Origin of the sequence: Pelomonas sp. KK5 (assembly GCF_001984095.1) — a bacterium.
Taxonomy (GTDB): domain Bacteria; phylum Pseudomonadota; class Gammaproteobacteria; order Burkholderiales; family Burkholderiaceae_C; genus KK5.
Genome location: NZ_LYVQ01000161.1, coordinates 1 through 14,843 on the forward strand (window position 1 = coordinate 1; position 14,843 = coordinate 14,843).

The window sequence follows — 14,843 nt, forward strand, 5'->3', positions numbered from 1 at the left end:
CATCTGGGGCTCGTGGCTGCGGCGCCCGCCGATCACGACCGCCTGGCCCTTCAGCTCGGGATAACGCAGAAGCTCGACGGACGCGTAGAAGGCGTCCATGTCGAGGTGGGCGATCAGCCGCTCGGGCAGGACCGTGGAGGCAGCCACCCCGATCGGCGGCAGCTCGCCGCCGGCATCGGGGTCCGCGTCGGCGGGATCAACGAGGAACATGCCGCTGGCCATGCGCCATTGTGCGGCGCCTCAAGACAGGGATGGGCAGCGATCAGAACCAGGCCCAGAGCGCGCGCAGCCACCGGGGCACGTGCACGACAGGGGCGGGGCTGTAGGTCTGGCGGTAGCTGGTGCGGGAGTGCATGAGGCGCCTCGTGGAAGTACTGTTTGTTCATACAGTATATGAATCCATACAGTGCTTGCCAAGGGGCCTAACGGCAGAATTCAGCGCAATGAATCCGATCGACAACAAGCCCGCCGACGCGGACCCGATGCCCGTGCCCCCGCCGCAGCCCGACCTGGACGCCTGCTGCGGCAATGGCTGCGACCCGTGCATCTTCGACTACTACGACCTCGCGATGGACGAGTACCGCCGCGCGCTGAGGGCCTGGCGGGAGCGGCATCCCGCCGCTTGAAGGAGGAGGCCCGGCCGCTCAGCCCAGCCGCACCCGGTGCCGCGCCACCTGCGCCCGCACCTGCGCCGGCGCGGTGCCGCCGAGGATGTTGCGCGCCTCCAGCGAGCCGCGCAGCGAGAGCACCTGGAACACGTCCTCGCCGATGCGGGCGTCGAACTTCTGCAGCTCGGCCAGCGGCAGCTGGGACAGGTCAAGACCTGACCCTATCGCGGTCTTCACCGCGTGGGCGACGATCTCGTGCGCGTCGCGGAAGGCCAGGCCCTTCTTGACCAGGTAGTCGGCCAGGTCGGTCGCGGTGGCGTAGCCCTTCAGCGCGGCGCGCTCCATTGCCTCGGGCTTGACGGTGATGCCGCCGGCCATCTCCGCGAAGATGCGCAGCGTGTCCTTGAGCGTGTCCACCGTGTCGAACAGCGGTTCCTTGTCTTCCTGGTTGTCCTTGTTGTAGGCCAGCGGCTGGCCCTTCATCAGGGTGATCAGGCCCATCAGGTGGCCCACCACGCGGCCGGTCTTGCCGCGCGCCAGTTCGGGCACGTCGGGGTTCTTCTTCTGCGGCATGATCGACGAGCCCGTGCAGAAGCGGTCGGCGATGTCGATGAAGCCGAAGCTCTGGCTCATCCACAGGATCAGCTCTTCGGACAGGCGCGAGACGTGCACCATCACCAGCGAGGCGGCGGCGGCGAACTCGATCGCGAAGTCACGGTCGCTGACGGCGTCGAGGCTGTTCTGGCACACGCCTTCCATGCCCAGCGTCTTCGCGACGCGCTCGCGGTCCAGCGGGTAGCTGGTGCCGGCCAGCGCGGCGGCGCCCAGCGGCAGGCGGTTGACGCGGCGGCGCGCGTCGGCCAGGCGCTCGGCATCGCGGGCGAACATCTCCACATAGGCCAGCAGGTGGTGGCCGAAGGCGACCGGCTGGGCCACCTGCAGATGGGTGAAGCCGGGCAGGATGACCTCGGCGTTCTTCTCGGCCACGTCCACGAGGGCGGACTGCAGCGCCTGCAGCAGCACGCTCAGCTCGTCGATCTCGCCGCGCAGCCACAGGCGCACGTCGGTGGCGACCTGGTCGTTGCGGCTGCGGCCGGTGTGCAGGCGCTTGCCGGCGATGCCGACCAGTTCGGTCAGCCGCGCCTCGATGTTCAGGTGCACGTCTTCCAGGTCCAGCTTCCACTCGAACTGGCCCGCCTCGATCTCGCTGCGGATCTGCGCCATGCCGCGCTGGATGGCGGCGTGGTCCTCGGCGCCGAGGATGCCCTGGGCGTTCAGCATCTCCGCGTGGGCCAGGCTGCCCTCGATGTCGGCCTTCCACAGGCGCTTGTCGAAGAAGACGCTGGCGGTGTAGCGCTTGACCAGGTCGCTCATCGGTTCGGAGAACAGCGCCGACCAGGCTTGGGACTTGTTGGCGAGTTGGTTGTCTGAGACGGAAGACATGGCGGGCCCGGGCACAATGAAGGAAACAGGGCTCGGATTCTATCGAGCCGCCTTTCAGGAGCGCCGCGGGGGCATGGCCGACAAGAACAACAGCTGGTCCGACAGCTCGCAACAGCTGAGCAGCCTGATGGGCTTCGCGCCCACGCTGCCCGAGGCCGGCGCGCCGGTGGCACCGCTGTTCGACCCGGCGCGGCAGTTCGACGTCTGCCATGTGGGCCTGGTGCTGCGTGCGGTGCTGGGAGTGCAGGGCAGCCTGGCCCTGGGCATGGCGCTGGCGGCGCGCGACGCGCAGCACTGGCTGCTGGCGATGTCCAGCGCCACGGTGGTCTCGATCTCGGCGCTGCTGCTGTGGCTGCTGCTGGTCTGCGCCGCGCGGCGGCCGCTGGGGCGGCTGGCGGAACCGCTGCAGTGGGCGCTGCTGATGGCCCTTGGAGCCGCCTGCACCTGCGGTGGCTGGAGCCTGCTGACGCTGGCCAGCGACGAACCCACCCGGCCCTTCCGCTGGACGGCGCTGGTGCTGTCGGGCGCGGCGGCTGCCGGCGTGCTGCTGGCCTGGCTGAAGCTGCGCGAGCGCTCGCAGCGGCCGGCCGACGCGCTGGCGCAACTGGTGGAGCTGCAGTCGCGCATCCGTCCGCATTTCCTGTTCAACACCCTCAACAGCGCGATCGCGCTGGTGCGGGTGGACCCGCAGCGGGCGGAAGACGTGCTGGAGGACCTGAGCGAGCTGTTCCGCGTGGCCCTGGCCGATGCCACCTCGTCGGTGAGCCTCGCCGAGGAGGTGGAGCTGGCGCGGCGCTACCTGGCCATCGAGCAGATCCGCTTCGGGGAGCGGCTGCGCATCGTCTGGCGGGTGGATCCGGCCACCGACCTGGCCCGCGTGCCGCCGCTGCTGCTGCAGCCGCTGGTCGAGAACGCGGTGCGCCACGGCGTGGAGCCCAACGACGAGGGCGGCGACGTGGAGATCGTCACCACGCGCCAGGGCGGCGAAGTGGAGATCCGCGTGCTCAACAGCGTGGGCCTGCCGGCCCGCACTTCGGGGCATGGCCTGGCCCTGCGCAATGTGCGCCAGCGGCTGCGACTGATGCATGATGTGGCGGCGCGTTTCGAGCTGACGCCCGAGCCGCAGCGTTTCACCGTCCGCATCGTTCTGCCCCGCCGATGAATGCCACGCCGCCGCTGAAGGTCCTGCTGGTCGACGACGAGCCGCTCGCCCGGCTGCGCATGCGCAGCCTGCTGGAGGCCTGCGTGGATCCGCGCGCCGAGGTGGTGGCCGAGGCGGCGGCCGCCTCGCAGGCGCAGGCCTGGCTGCGCGAGCATGCCTGCGACCTGGTGCTGCTGGATGTGCAGATGCCCGGCCCCGATGGACTCCAGCTGGCTGACGCGTTGCGTGAGCGGACCGCCCCAACCGGCCTGCCGGCCATCGTCTTCGTCACCGCCCACGCCGAGCACGCGCTGCGCGCCTTCGAGCTGGATGCGATCGACTACCTGACCAAGCCGGTCCGACGCGAGCGGCTGCAGGCCGCACTGGCGCGGGTGGCGCAGCGGCTGGCCGAGCGGGCGGCGGCGCAGGCGCAATTGCAGCAGCAGCAGGGTGCGACGGCCGGTGGGGAGGCGGCTTCGGCCGATGTCGTCATCGTCAACGACCGCGGCCGCCTGCAGCGCGTGCCGGTGGCCGAGGTGCTGTACTTCAAGGCCGAGCTGAAATACCTGACCCTGCGCACCGCGCAGCAGAGCCTGGTGATGGACGGCAGCCTGTCGGACCTGGAGCAGCGGCTGGGCGAGCGCTTCCTGCGCGTGCACCGCAATGCACTGGTCGCGAAGGCGGCGGTGCGGGAACTGGAGCGGCATGCGCCGACCGACTTCGCCGAGCTGGAAGGCGGCGAGGGCGCCGAGGGCTGGGCCGTGCGCATCGCCCATGTGAACGAATGGCTGGCCGTTTCGCGGCGGCAGGTGGCGGCGGTGCGGGAGGCGCTGGCGCAAGGGGCAGCCTGATGAAGAGGTGGCCGGGCTGGATGCTGGTGCCGGCCGGCGCGGCCCTGGCGGCCCTGCTGATGTGGCGCTTCGGTGCTCACGCGCCGCCGGCGCCCGATCCTGTCCCGTCCGACGTGCCGCCGCCCGCGGTGCTCGCTGCCAGAGCGTCTGCGGTGGCGCCACCGTCTTCGGCGCCGGCGCGGCCGGCCTACCTGCGGCACTACGACCCGGCGATGGAACTGTGCCGCCAGCCGCCGCTGTCGGCCGAGTCGGAGGCGGCGCTGGCGAAGCCCGGCAGCGCCATGGAGCGGTACATGCAGGTCCAGGCGGACGATCTGAAGGCCTATGTGATCGATGCGTTGCTGGCGCGCGGCGACGACCAGTCGCGCGTCGCGGTGGCGATGCTGCGCGGCGACGTGGCGGGGGTCGCGGAAATCGCCCGGCGCACCGATGACGGCATGGCCTACGGCATGGCCTGGCAGGTCTGCCAGGGGCGCGGGGCGCAGGCCGTGATGCGCCGGGCGGCAGCGGCCGCCGATGCGGCCGAGCTCGATGCCGAGGTCGAGCAGGAGCGGGCCGCGACGGCGTCGAATTGCGATGCGCTGAGCCTCGAACGCTGGGCCCAGCTGCAGCCCGATGACGCCGCGCCCTGGCTGCACCAGCTGGACGCGGCGCGGCGGGCCAATGACGAAGGTGCCGTGGCCCAGGCGCTGTACCGCCTGGGCCAGGCCCGCGAACTGCGGAGCCGCTGGCCCTGGCTGGGCGGCCAGGTGATGGCGGTGCTGCCCGACGATGCGCCGCTGGGCGGTCGCATGCAGTTGCTGACGGATGCGATAGGCCGCGATGCGGCACTGGTGGCAGGCCTGGGTGTCTCGGCCGCGAGCAAGTCCTGCGAAGGCGCGGCCCTGCAGGACGGCAACCGGCGCCAGCAATGCGAACGGGTCGCCGAGCTGCTGCGCGGACGTTCCGATCGCTTGCTGGACCGCACTGTCGGCGCACGCATGGGCGAGCGGCTGGGGTTGCCGCCCATACAGCCGGACCTTGCGGCCATCAAGGCGATGCAGGAGCGCCACGCGGATCGCTACGGGGCGCGGCTTGACAAGCCGACTGCCTGCGATGCGCTGCGCCTGATGGAAGAGGATGGCGCCGAGGTGGCACGCCTGGGGGAATGGGAAGCGCTGGTGAGCCGTTTCGGCAAGCCCTGACCCCGCGCCCGGCGGCCGCAGTCACGAGTCCGTCAGCATTGACCGTTACCATTGCGGGTTGCCCTCGAACGCAGCCCCCAGCCTGACGAAGTCCCGATGAAAGACAAGCGATTTTTCCCCCGCCAGGTGGTCGAGGCCAGCGGCAACCGCTGGGACTGGATCATGCTGCCGATGGTGCTGGCCGGGCTGACGCTGCTGGGCCTGGCGGCCTCGCAGATGGCGCGGCCCTTCCAGGTGGGCGAGACGCTGCCGATCAGCCTGGATCCGGCGGTGCTGCCCTACTACCTGCTGCGCACCACGCTGCGCATGTTCCTGGCGCTGGGCGCCTCGCTGATCTTCGCCTGCGTGTTCGCGGTGCTGGCGGCCAAGGTGCGGGCGCTGGAGAAGGTGCTGGTGCCGATGCTGGACATCCTGCAGTCGATCCCGATCATGGGCTTCCTGTCCATCACGGTGACCGGCTTCATCGCGCTGTTCCCGGGCAGCCTGCTGGGCGTCGAGTGCGCGGCGATCTTCGCCATCTTCACCTCGCAGGCCTGGAACATGGCCTTCAGCCTCTACCAGTCGCTGCGCACGGTGCCGCAGGAGCTGCAGGAGGCCTCGCGGGTGTTCCAGCTCTCGGGCTGGCAGCGCTTCTGGCGGCTGGAGCTGCCCTTCGCGATGCCGGGCCTGCTGTGGAACATGATGATGAGCATGTCCGGCGGCTGGTTCTTCGTCGTGGCCTCGGAGGCCATCTCGGTGGCCAACCAGGACATCAAGCTGCCCGGCATCGGCTCCTACATCGCCGTGGCCATCGAGAACAGCAATATGCAGGCGATCGGCTTCGCGATCCTGGCCATGCTGATCGGCATCCTGCTCTACGACCAGCTCTTCTTCCGCCCGCTGCTGGCCTGGGCCGACCGCTTCCGCTTCGAGGAATCCGGCAGCGAGGATGCCCCAACCTCCTGGCTGCTGACCTGGCTCAGACGTACCCAGTTACTTCAGCGTGCTGGCGACTGGCCCGACATGTTCCTGCAGCGCAGCTTCGGCTGGTTCCGCAAGGCGCACGACGGCACGTCCATCCGCGCCCGCAGCACGCCGATCAACCCGCTGTGGCTGCGCGCCTGGGACGCGGTGCTGGCGGCGCTGCTGATGTTCGCGGCCTGGCGCCTGCTGGAGTTCATCCGCTCGGAGGTCGGCTGGGGCGAGGTGGCCCATGTGTTCAAGCTGGGCTTCTACACGCTGCTGCGGGTGATGATCCTGATCGCGCTGGCCTCGGCCGTGTGGGTGCCGGTGGGCGTGTGGGTGGGGCTGAACCCGCGCTGGTCGAACCGGCTGCAGGCGGTGGCGCAGTTCCTGGCGGCCTTCCCGACCAACCTGGTGTTCCCGGTGGCGGTGATGCTGATCGTCAAGTTCCACCTGAGCCCGGACATCTGGCTCTCCCCGCTGATGGTGCTGGGCACCCAGTGGTACCTGCTGTTCAACGTGATCGCCGGCGCCTCGACGATCCCGACCGAGCTGCGCCTGGCCGCCCACAACCTGGGCCTGAAGGGCTGGCTCAAGTGGCGCCGCTACCTGCTGCCGGCGATCTTCCCGAGCTACGTCACCGGCGCGATCACGGCCAGCGGCGGCTCCTGGAACGCCAGCGTGGTGGCCGAGGCGGTCCAGTGGGGCGACAAGTCGCTGCGGGCCGAGGGCCTGGGCAGCTATATCGCGCAGATGACGGCGGTGGGCGATTTCCCGCGCGTGGCGCTGGGCATCGGCGTCATGTGCGTGTTCGTGATGGCGCTGAATCACTGGCTCTGGCGGCGGCTGTACCGTCTCGCCGAGTCGCGGATGCACTTTTGATTGGGAGTTGGTGCGATGGGTGCACTCGTTGAACTGAAGAACGTCGCCAAGAGCTTCAAGTCCTCGGACGGCAGCTCGCGCTCGGTGCTGGAGCGCGTGGACTTCACGCTGGCCGAGGGCGAGATCGTGGCGCTGCTGGGCCAGTCGGGCTCGGGCAAGTCCACGCTGCTGCGCATCATGGCGGGCCTGATCCCGGCCGACGGCGGCGACGTGCGCTACGCCGGCCAGCCGCTGTTCGGCCCGGCCCAGGGCATCGCGATGGTGTTCCAGTCCTTCGCGCTGTTCCCTTGGCTCACGGTGCAGGCGAACGTGGAGCTGGGCCTGGAAGCGCGCGGCGTGCCGGCCGAGGAACGCGAGAAGCGGGCCGAGAAGGCGATCGACCTCATCGGCCTGGCCGGCTTCGAGGGCGCGCTGCCGCGCGAGCTGTCGGGCGGCATGCGCCAGCGCGTGGGCCTGGCACGTGCGCTGGTGACCGAGCCGGCCGTGCTGCTGATGGACGAGGCCTTTTCGGCGCTGGACGTGCTGACCGGCGAGCGCCTGCGCAACGAGATCCTGGAGCTGTGGGCCGGCGGCGAGATGCCGACGAAGGCGATGCTGGTCGTCTCCCACAACATCGAGGAGGCCGTGATGATGGCCGACCGGGTGCTGATCTTCTCCAGCAACCCGGGCCGCGTGCGGGCCGAGCTGCCGATCCGGCTGCCGCGCCCCCGCCATCCCGACAGCCACGAGGTGCGCGCGCTGATCGACGAGATCTACGGCCTGATGACGGCCGGTGCCGCGCCGGTCGTCGACGCGGCCACCGGCGCGGCCGAGGTGCAGCGCCCGCATCTGTCGGATCGTCTGCCCGAGGCCGACGTCGGCCGCATGGAGAGCCTGCTGGAGCTGCTGGCCGGCGAGGAGTTCAACGGCCGCGCCGACCTGCCGCAGCTGGTGGAGGAGAGCGACCTCACCGACGAGGAACTGCTGCCCATCGCCGACGCGCTGCACCGCCTGGGCCTGGCCAGGCTCGAGAAGGGCGACCTGCTGGTCACCCCGCTGGGCCAGAACTATGTGGACGGCGAACACGAGTTCCGCCGCGAGATCTTCGGCCAGCAGCTACTGGCGCATGTGCCGCTGGCCGCCTACATCCGCCACAGCCTGGAGCAGGAAGCCCATGGCCAGCTGCGCGAGGAACCCTTCCTGCAGCTGCTGCAGGAGAGCATGGACTCGCAGGAGGCCGAGCGCGTGCTGCGGGTGGCGATCGAGTGGGCGCGCTATGGCGAGGTGTTCGAGTACAACTTCCACACCGGCATGATTCATCTGCCCGAGGAAGACGAGGCCTGAAGTGAAACCTCCAAAGACATGTAACGCGCTGCATGGTTTGGCGCGCCAAACCATCCGGCAGATTTGTAACAATCCGCCCCCGCCGGCAAGGCCCTAGAGCTTGATGCAGTACAGCAGAGCGACGTTCCGCGAGCGGGTTTCAGCCACCACTACGCCGGCCGGGTTCGTCGTGCCGTCGTAGTTCGAGCCGTCGTTGGTCAGGTTGTAGTAGTTGTCGCTATCGAAGCCGCCAGAACCGATCCGACCTCCGGTGTTCGTCCGACCGAAAGGCCCCGGATAGGAGACGTTCTCGCCCAAGGCCATCACGTGCTTGTGCAGTTGCACCTGGCAATCCTGGGCGGTCCCGAGGACACGCCCAGCGTTGACGCCGCGCCCCGCGTCGAGGCCCCGGATGAACTCGCCCCGCAGGTCCGGCTTGTTGAACGTCGTGGTGTCGTTGCCGGCCCCCAGGTGGTGCCGATGGCCGCGAACAGGGCCGCGTTGGCGCTGCGGCTCAGCTCGCCGCCCTCACAGACGGACCAGCCGTCCGGTGCAGTCGCTCGCGCGAAAGCCTGCACCGCGCCAGATGGAACCGCCACGGCGACCTGGCCGTTCATCGCGCGCTGCTTGCCGGCGCGGAAGATCTCGACCTGTTCGAGCGGCGCCGTGGCGGCTTGCTGGGTGGGGAGGGTGTTGGTGCTCACCGGCCGCACTTTGGGCGGCGGGAGCTGGGAAGGCTTTTCGCGGGCGCGAAAAACGAAGAGGCCCTGCGTCGCTTCGCGCGAGGCAGGGCCGGGGAGAGTTTCGCAGCGATTCTAGGGTCAGATCTTGAGCACAGGTCGGATGAGTTCCACCCGGTCGCCAAGGGCGATCCTCATGTCTTCGTGCAGCTCATTGATCGCGGCGTGAATGTCGGTCACGAACCGGGTGTTCTGCCGCTCATATTCATCCATGCTCCCGAAGTTGCCTTGCGTCCTTACCGCCGACCCGAATCGGCCTGTGATGTCACGCAGATCCGCGTCTATCGTCTTCAGGCGTCCGACGATACCGCGAGGCAAGAAGAGCTGAAGATCGACGAGGTCCTGGTTGAAGTCGGCATACGCATGGGACAGCCTGGTAGCGTGGGCCTTGTCCGTTTCGTCATCGAAGAGGCCGTACTCGAGTAGATATAGGTCCACTGCCTTGTGCAGGTCGTGCAGTTTCCTGTAGGTCCGTTCGATTGCCGTGATACGCCGCTCATGTAGACGAGAGAAGGCAACGCCATCCTGTGCGGCCTGGATCTGAAGCCTCGACTTGAACTGTTCCAACTCCTTGGCGTTGGTGGCCGCCAGTTCCGCCTTGTGCGTTTCCAGCTTGGCGTCGAACTCGGATTTGACGGCCGCTCTCATCCGTTCGATGAGTACGTTCTGCAGCAGGTATGTCACCACTCCGACCAGGACGGTCGCTACCCCGGTGGAGGTCAAGACATTGAGAAGCCAGTCATTCAACACGTGATCCTCTCTTTTCATGATCAGGAGCGCTCACTCCGAGTGGTCGCGCGACCCAGGGCCCGCGGCGCGTATTGCCTTTGCTTTCTGGGATGCGCGGGCCTGCAGCCCATTGGCAGATGTCGGCGACAGCGAGCGCATCACCGAGCTGGTGAACGGACCGGCAAAACTCAAGCTGCAGGAGCGCCTCTCCACCACAGCTGCAGCGCTGGAGGCATGGCGGCCGTAGTGATGCGCAGTCAGAAGAAGCTACTTCGGATGCCAGCCAAGACGGTTCCGCACTCGTGAATCATCCCTTCCATGAGCGGCTGCAATGGACGATGGGCAATCGACTCGACTTGACCGAACGCGACGGTGATGTTCGCGTTGAATTCCCCGTCCCACACGGTGCCCTTCTGGATGGTTGCCACACGCATGCCCTTGTCGAGGGCCACCCAGTGAGGGCGAGCCATCCTTATACCGAAACTGCCGCCGCTGCCATCGCCTCCTATGCTGTCAAACTTGGCCCCGGTAGTGCCCGCCATGCCAATCGGCGTCAGTCGACGGTGCTTGTCGCCGAGGTCTAAATAGTGGATGAGCCAGAGCAACTCGTTCCCGCCGCGGTACGGCGACAAGCCATGAATATGGTCTCTTGCGACTTTGGAGACTTTCTTCAGCTTCTCTTTGGCGCTGTTGACGAAGGACTCTTTGGTCTTCCCGAACGGGAAGTACACGTTCTGGACATCAGAGGCCCCATTGAGTTCGGCCAGGTCGCAGGCGGCAAAGTCCAAAGCCGCGCGAAGGTTGTGAATCACGTCTGAAAAGCGGCGCGGCCATGTAGATCTTCTTGTCGACGACACGCTTCAGCGCAACCACATCCGGCGGTGACATTTCCTTCCAGCGCCCCACGTAAGTGAAGTAGCACAGTAGATCGTTGAACAGGGGGGCGAGGTCGTCATAGATGGCGATGCGTTTCTCGATCAGCTTCTGGCTCCGCCACTGAAGGTGCTCGAACTGCCTGGTGACGCGATGCACGAACACGCCGACCCCCGCCAGCGTGAGAGGAATAAGAAGACTTGCGACGAGCTTCGCCACTTCCAGCCATGACCAGTCCCCTGCCCTCATGTCACCCTCCTTGGCTTGATGTCGTCTGCGTTCTGGTGGACGTCCCGTTCCGAAGCCATGACTGTTCGACGCCGCGTGATGGACCTGCAGCTTTTTGGCTATGGAGAAACGGTCATTTTGGTGCGGCGGACACGGCCGTGTGCGGCCAATATTGCCCAACGACGCAGCTGTCGACGTTGCCGACTGAGCCCAGGACGTGTTCGCCCGCTACGTCGAAACGACATCAGGCCTTCCCGCAGGGCAGGTGGGGCCAGCGCCTTACCGCGGATGAGATCCGGCGAGCGGGCGGCCGACTACAACTTGATAGAGCGGCATATCGGGGAAGAACTTTAGTGAAATATCAACAATTAGGTACTTCTCGCCGAAAATCTCATCCTCTCGAAGGATCAATGGATCCTTGTTCTGCCTCCGTTCTGGTTCAAAGCCGCCCACAAAATAACTGCCGCTGCCAACGTCATCTACGATTAATGGCAGCAGCAGCGGCTCGAACCCTTTCGGTCCCAGTTCGTAGCAGGCAAATGCATGCGCGGTCTTTGCTAACACGCGAATCACCGTTCGGGGATTGATGCCCGCGGAGGACCAGACGATGTCGCGCAAGCCAAACCTGCGAGATATTTTCGAGCTTTGATCGGTATCGAGCCCGCTCGTCAGCGCGACACCAGACTCAATGTCTGGCGATATCCCCTGTAGTAGTCCTGGCGTTGGCAGGCGGACGATCATCGGCATATGGGGGTATTCATCGCGCGAAATTGCAACGGTTTCGCTCTCACCAGCCGCATTGATACCGGTAATCGAAACTCGCTGTGCCATGAGCACTTTGCGCCGCTCCTTGTCCCTAGTCGGCACGCCATCGCGTGCGCGTTGTACTCCGTACGTCTCCCGTGACATCCTCGTCTCAAAGGCTGACGTGATGTCGCCATGAGTCTTGCAACTGGCCTTCTGAAGCACAACATCCCCACCAAGCGAGCGGGCAATGACATGCTCCTTTGTAAGAGGAGCGTCGTGCTCTCCGCAGTAAATGCATTCGTTGGCGTAGCGCGCGGCAGTCATTGAGGTTGTTTGGCGATTTGGGCCGCTCATTGTCCCGGAAGAGTTGAGACAGTGCGCTTGATCGCAACGCCACGCAATGATTGCTGCTGGCTGCAGCAGTCATTGCGCCTCAGCGGCTGACAGCCGCAAGCAGGCACCTGCCAGTGGTCAGCCCCGACCGGCACGCTGGCTGAGCTGGTCATGGCGCACCGGCACGGGCGTCAATGAGACCGGAATCCCCATGATGTCAGGCCGGGAAGTGTTGCGCCGAGCAACACTTGGCCCTCCCGTGCGGTCCCGGCCTGAATCGGCCGACTCGCCAGGCGGCGCCGGGCTTGGAGGCGGATTTCAGCCCGCAAAGCATCGCGCCACACTTTCGCAATGCTTTCGTCGAACTGTTGCAGCCGGTTTGAAGGCCCTGCGAAGGCCTCGGAGCCCTGCGCCACCGGGCCGCTGGCACGTTTCCGGCGCAAGTGGCGCCTTTGCCAAGCTCGCCACCAGGCGGCCAGACCAAGTGGCGCGGAAGTGTTGCGTCACTTTTGTGCGGCGAACGAGCTAACTCGTTGATTCACAACCCGTCCCGGACGGTTTCACCTGGTCCCGGCTCATCCCGGGTTCCGGCCATACCATGTGGCGGGTCACAAAACGAATGAAGGCCGGCAGAGCCGGCCTTCATCGCGGGAGTAGCGCCCTCAGTCGCGGCGGCGCCGCCGCTGGCGCAAGCCGGCCAGCATCAGGGCACCCACGCCCATCAAGGCCCAGCTCGAAGGCTCGGGCACCGCGGCCACCAGCGAGACGCCATCCAGCAGCGCCACCGGCGGGGCGCCGTCCGGCGAGCCGCCCGCCAGGAAGGACAGCACCGCGGTGGGGCTGTCGGCGACGAAGGTCATCGTCGCGGTGTACCAGCCGGTGAAGCCCTTGCTGTCGTTGTTCAGGATCGTGGTGCGCTGCACCGCGGAGTTGCCGAGGCTGACGTCCCACCACTCGGTGGTCGGGCCGGTGCGGGTGGTGAACTGGGCGCCGGCGAAGCTGAAGCTGAGCGTGTAGGCCTGGCCGACGACCAGGCCGGAGACCGATTGCTGGATCTTCGAGGCGACGTTCGAGTCACCGTCGATCGCGATGAAGGAGCCGCCGTCGGGGCTGTCGGTCACCGCCCAGAGCAGCAGATCCCCGTCCATCGTGCCGGTGGCGCCAGGCGCGGTCGTCGCCGCGGCGGCATTGGCATAGAAGACGGAATAGTTGCCGGAGCCGTAGGCGCTGGTCATGGCCGGCGTCCAGAAGGGCATATTGCTGGCGTTCAGCTTGGCGGAGGGCAGGCCGCCGTTGTCGAAGCTGCCGTTGGTGACGAGGTTCTGGGCGCCGGCGGCGCCGACCGCCGTGCAGGCCGCCAGGCCGATCAGGTATTTGTTCATGGAGCTCATCCCGGGTGTCGTGTGGAAGGTGTCCATGCTCCCGGCTTGCTGGATGTGGATACATCCCATCGCCTTGGGGGCTGGAGCCTGTCCATGTGACGGCCCGGGCACTCGCTTGCGGGGGTGTCGCCCGGAATCCTCGCAGCAATGCACGCAGGCTAGACTCCGCGCCCATCTCCGGAGGGATACATCCAATGAACGAATCGACGCCCGGCGCCGCGCGCCGCTGGCTGGTCTGCGCGCTGATCGCGGCCGCCGCGTACGGCAACTTCTACGTCTACGACTGCATCGGCCCCGTGGCCGACCTGCTGCAGCGGGATCGCGGCTTCAGCGACCTCCAGATCGGCCAGCTCAACGCGATCTACAACCTGCCCAACGTCGTGCTGATCCTGGTCGGCGGCGTGCTGGTGGACCGCTTCGGCGCGGCGCGGATGACGCTGATCACCGCGGCGATCTGCTTCGCGGGCGCGCTGCTGACGGCCTTCAGCCCCGGCTTCTACGGCATGGCCGGCGGCCGGCTGCTGTTCGGCATCGGCGCGGAGACCTTCAACATCGCCACCCTGGCAGCGATCGCCGACTACTTCGCCGCCGGCGAGCTGGCCTTCGCGATGGGGCTGAGCCTGTCGATCGGCCGGCTGGGCTCCTATTCGGCGGACATGTCGCCGACCTGGTTCTCCCAGGCCTATGCCAGCGGCTGGCAGCAGCCGCTGGTGATCGCGGCCGTCATTGCGGGGACCTCGTTCGCGGCGTCGCTGCTGTACGTGCTGGTGGACCGCCGGCGCAAGGCGCTGGCGCCGCCGAAGCCGGTGGCTGAGAAGTTCGCCTGGCGCGACCTGCTGCACTTCGGCAAGGCCTACTGGTACCTGCTGGCGCTGTGCGTGCTGTGGTACTCGGTGATCCTGGCCTTTCGCAGCACCTTCTCGATCAAGTACTTCCAGCATGTGCACGGGCTGGACCTGGCGACCGCCGGCGAGATGAACAGCTATGTCTTCCTGGCCGCGGTGTTCGCCACGCCGGCCTTCGGCTGGCTGTGCGACCGGCTGGGGCGCTATGCGCCGTTCCTGGCCTTCGGGGCGATCCTGCTGCCGGTGGCGCTGGCCACGATGACGGCGGCCCACGCCAACCTGTGGATCGGCACGGCGCTGATCGGCGTCAGCTTCTCGCTGGTGCCCGCGGTGATGTGGCCGCTGACCAGCCGGCTGCTGGGCCCGGCGCGCTTCGGCACCGGCATCGGCCTGATGTGGGTGGTGCAGAACGCGGGCATCGGCGGCGCCAACGTGCTGGCCGGCTGGCTCAACGACCGGGCCGGCGCCAGCGCGGCCAACCCGGCGGGCTACAGCGGGATGATGGAGTTCTTCGGCGTCGCGAGCGTGATCGGGGCGATCTGCGCGCTGCTGCTCTGGTACACGGCGGGGCGCCGTGACCAGGAGCTGTCACCGGCGCATCAGCGCTGAGCGA

General features: G+C 67.4%; 15 protein-coding genes and 1 pseudogene. 7 read left to right on the forward strand and 9 right to left on the reverse strand.

Annotated features, from left to right (window positions below; genetic code table 11):
* Positions 1 to 210 (reverse strand): annotated as a pseudogene (locus B0W88_RS34835) (hypothetical protein); the annotation flags it as partial.
* Between the two features lie 233 nt (positions 211 to 443).
* Between B0W88_RS34835 and B0W88_RS21965 the strand changes: the two are divergent.
* Positions 444 to 626, forward strand: a complete 183-nt coding sequence (locus tag B0W88_RS21965; RefSeq protein WP_077036767.1) for an oxidoreductase-like domain-containing protein — start codon at positions 444 to 446, stop codon at positions 624 to 626.
* Positions 627 to 644: 18 nt separating this feature from the next.
* Here the strand turns inward: B0W88_RS21965 and argH are convergent, their stop codons facing one another.
* The gene (gene argH / locus B0W88_RS21970; protein ID WP_077036768.1) at positions 645 to 2,051 is read right to left on the reverse strand and encodes an argininosuccinate lyase; all 1,407 of its coding nucleotides are present in this window, start codon (positions 2,049 to 2,051) and stop codon (positions 645 to 647) included.
* Positions 2,052 to 2,124: 73 nt separating this feature from the next.
* Here argH and B0W88_RS21975 point away from each other — a divergent pair, with 73 nt between their 5' ends.
* From B0W88_RS21975 to B0W88_RS21995, 5 genes are all read left to right on the forward strand, one after another.
* Positions 2,125 to 3,213: a sensor histidine kinase gene (locus B0W88_RS21975; protein ID WP_233151801.1), complete on the forward strand. Its 1,089-nt coding sequence runs from the start codon at positions 2,125 to 2,127 to the stop codon at positions 3,211 to 3,213.
* A complete protein-coding gene (locus B0W88_RS21980; protein ID WP_077036769.1) occupies positions 3,210 to 4,043 on the forward strand; it encodes a LytTR family DNA-binding domain-containing protein in 834 nt (277 codons plus the stop codon). Before B0W88_RS21975 ends, B0W88_RS21980 begins: the two co-directional genes overlap by 4 nt.
* The gene (locus B0W88_RS21985; RefSeq protein ID WP_144006885.1) at positions 4,043 to 5,227 is read left to right on the forward strand and encodes a hypothetical protein; all 1,185 of its coding nucleotides are present in this window, start codon (positions 4,043 to 4,045) and stop codon (positions 5,225 to 5,227) included. Before B0W88_RS21980 ends, B0W88_RS21985 begins: the two co-directional genes overlap by 1 nt.
* A 96-nt stretch (positions 5,228 to 5,323) precedes the next feature.
* Complete coding sequence (locus B0W88_RS21990) at positions 5,324 to 7,051, forward strand: ABC transporter permease subunit (RefSeq protein ID WP_077036771.1); 1,728 nt, start codon at positions 5,324 to 5,326, stop codon at positions 7,049 to 7,051.
* Positions 7,052 to 7,066: 15 nt separating this feature from the next.
* The gene (locus tag B0W88_RS21995; RefSeq protein ID WP_077036772.1) at positions 7,067 to 8,374 is read left to right on the forward strand and encodes a nitrate/sulfonate/bicarbonate ABC transporter ATP-binding protein; all 1,308 of its coding nucleotides are present in this window, start codon (positions 7,067 to 7,069) and stop codon (positions 8,372 to 8,374) included.
* A gap of 93 nt (positions 8,375 to 8,467) precedes the next feature.
* On the opposite strand, the gene B0W88_RS34840 is transcribed toward B0W88_RS21995, so the two are convergent.
* The 7 genes from B0W88_RS34840 to B0W88_RS22025 form a co-directional block, all read right to left on the reverse strand.
* Positions 8,468 to 8,698, reverse strand: coding sequence for a hypothetical protein (locus tag B0W88_RS34840; RefSeq protein ID WP_144006886.1), 231 nt, complete (start codon positions 8,696 to 8,698; stop codon positions 8,468 to 8,470).
* Entirely contained in the window at positions 8,677 to 9,057 is a 381-nt protein-coding gene (locus tag B0W88_RS34845; protein WP_077036774.1) for a phage tail protein, read from the reverse strand. The genes B0W88_RS34840 and B0W88_RS34845 overlap by 22 nt, the downstream gene beginning before the upstream one ends.
* A gap of 117 nt (positions 9,058 to 9,174) precedes the next feature.
* Entirely contained in the window at positions 9,175 to 9,840 is a 666-nt protein-coding gene (locus tag B0W88_RS22010; protein WP_144006887.1) for a hypothetical protein, read from the reverse strand.
* Between the two features lie 239 nt (positions 9,841 to 10,079).
* On the reverse strand, positions 10,080 to 10,634 hold the full coding sequence (locus B0W88_RS22015) for a hypothetical protein (RefSeq protein ID WP_158080913.1): 555 nt from the start codon (positions 10,632 to 10,634) through the stop codon (positions 10,080 to 10,082).
* Positions 10,564 to 10,944, reverse strand: coding sequence for a hypothetical protein (locus B0W88_RS22020; protein ID WP_077036777.1), 381 nt, complete (start codon positions 10,942 to 10,944; stop codon positions 10,564 to 10,566). Before B0W88_RS22020 ends, B0W88_RS22015 begins: the two co-directional genes overlap by 71 nt.
* A 258-nt stretch (positions 10,945 to 11,202) precedes the next feature.
* A complete protein-coding gene (locus B0W88_RS33130; protein ID WP_144006890.1) occupies positions 11,203 to 11,994 on the reverse strand; it encodes an HNH endonuclease in 792 nt (263 codons plus the stop codon).
* A 671-nt stretch (positions 11,995 to 12,665) separates the two neighbouring features.
* Positions 12,666 to 13,385: a PEP-CTERM sorting domain-containing protein gene (locus B0W88_RS22025; protein ID WP_077036778.1), complete on the reverse strand. Its 720-nt coding sequence runs from the start codon at positions 13,383 to 13,385 to the stop codon at positions 12,666 to 12,668.
* Positions 13,386 to 13,579: 194 nt separating this feature from the next.
* Here B0W88_RS22025 and B0W88_RS22030 point away from each other — a divergent pair, with 194 nt between their 5' ends.
* Positions 13,580 to 14,839, forward strand: a complete 1,260-nt coding sequence (locus B0W88_RS22030) for an MFS transporter (protein ID WP_077036779.1) — start codon at positions 13,580 to 13,582, stop codon at positions 14,837 to 14,839.
* Positions 14,840 to 14,843 lie beyond the last annotated feature (4 nt).

Excerpts from the sequence above, each read along its gene's own strand:
- B0W88_RS21965 (WP_077036767.1), top strand. The coding sequence starts at position 444 with ATGAATCCGATCGACAACAAGCCCGCCGACGCGGACCCGATGCCCGTG.
- argH (WP_077036768.1), bottom strand. The coding sequence starts at position 2,051 with ATGTCTTCCGTCTCAGACAACCAACTCGCCAACAAGTCCCAAGCCTGG.
- B0W88_RS21975 (WP_233151801.1), top strand. The coding sequence starts at position 2,125 with ATGGCCGACAAGAACAACAGCTGGTCCGACAGCTCGCAACAGCTGAGC.
- B0W88_RS21980 (WP_077036769.1), top strand. The coding sequence starts at position 3,210 with ATGAATGCCACGCCGCCGCTGAAGGTCCTGCTGGTCGACGACGAGCCG.
- B0W88_RS21985 (WP_144006885.1), top strand. The coding sequence starts at position 4,043 with ATGAAGAGGTGGCCGGGCTGGATGCTGGTGCCGGCCGGCGCGGCCCTG.
- B0W88_RS21990 (WP_077036771.1), top strand. The coding sequence starts at position 5,324 with ATGAAAGACAAGCGATTTTTCCCCCGCCAGGTGGTCGAGGCCAGCGGC.
- B0W88_RS21995 (WP_077036772.1), top strand. The coding sequence starts at position 7,067 with ATGGGTGCACTCGTTGAACTGAAGAACGTCGCCAAGAGCTTCAAGTCC.
- B0W88_RS22020 (WP_077036777.1), bottom strand. The coding sequence starts at position 10,944 with ATGAGGGCAGGGGACTGGTCATGGCTGGAAGTGGCGAAGCTCGTCGCA.
- B0W88_RS33130 (WP_144006890.1), bottom strand. The coding sequence starts at position 11,994 with ATGACTGCCGCGCGCTACGCCAACGAATGCATTTACTGCGGAGAGCAC.
- B0W88_RS22025 (WP_077036778.1), bottom strand. The coding sequence starts at position 13,385 with ATGAACAAATACCTGATCGGCCTGGCGGCCTGCACGGCGGTCGGCGCC.
- B0W88_RS22030 (WP_077036779.1), top strand. The coding sequence starts at position 13,580 with ATGAACGAATCGACGCCCGGCGCCGCGCGCCGCTGGCTGGTCTGCGCG.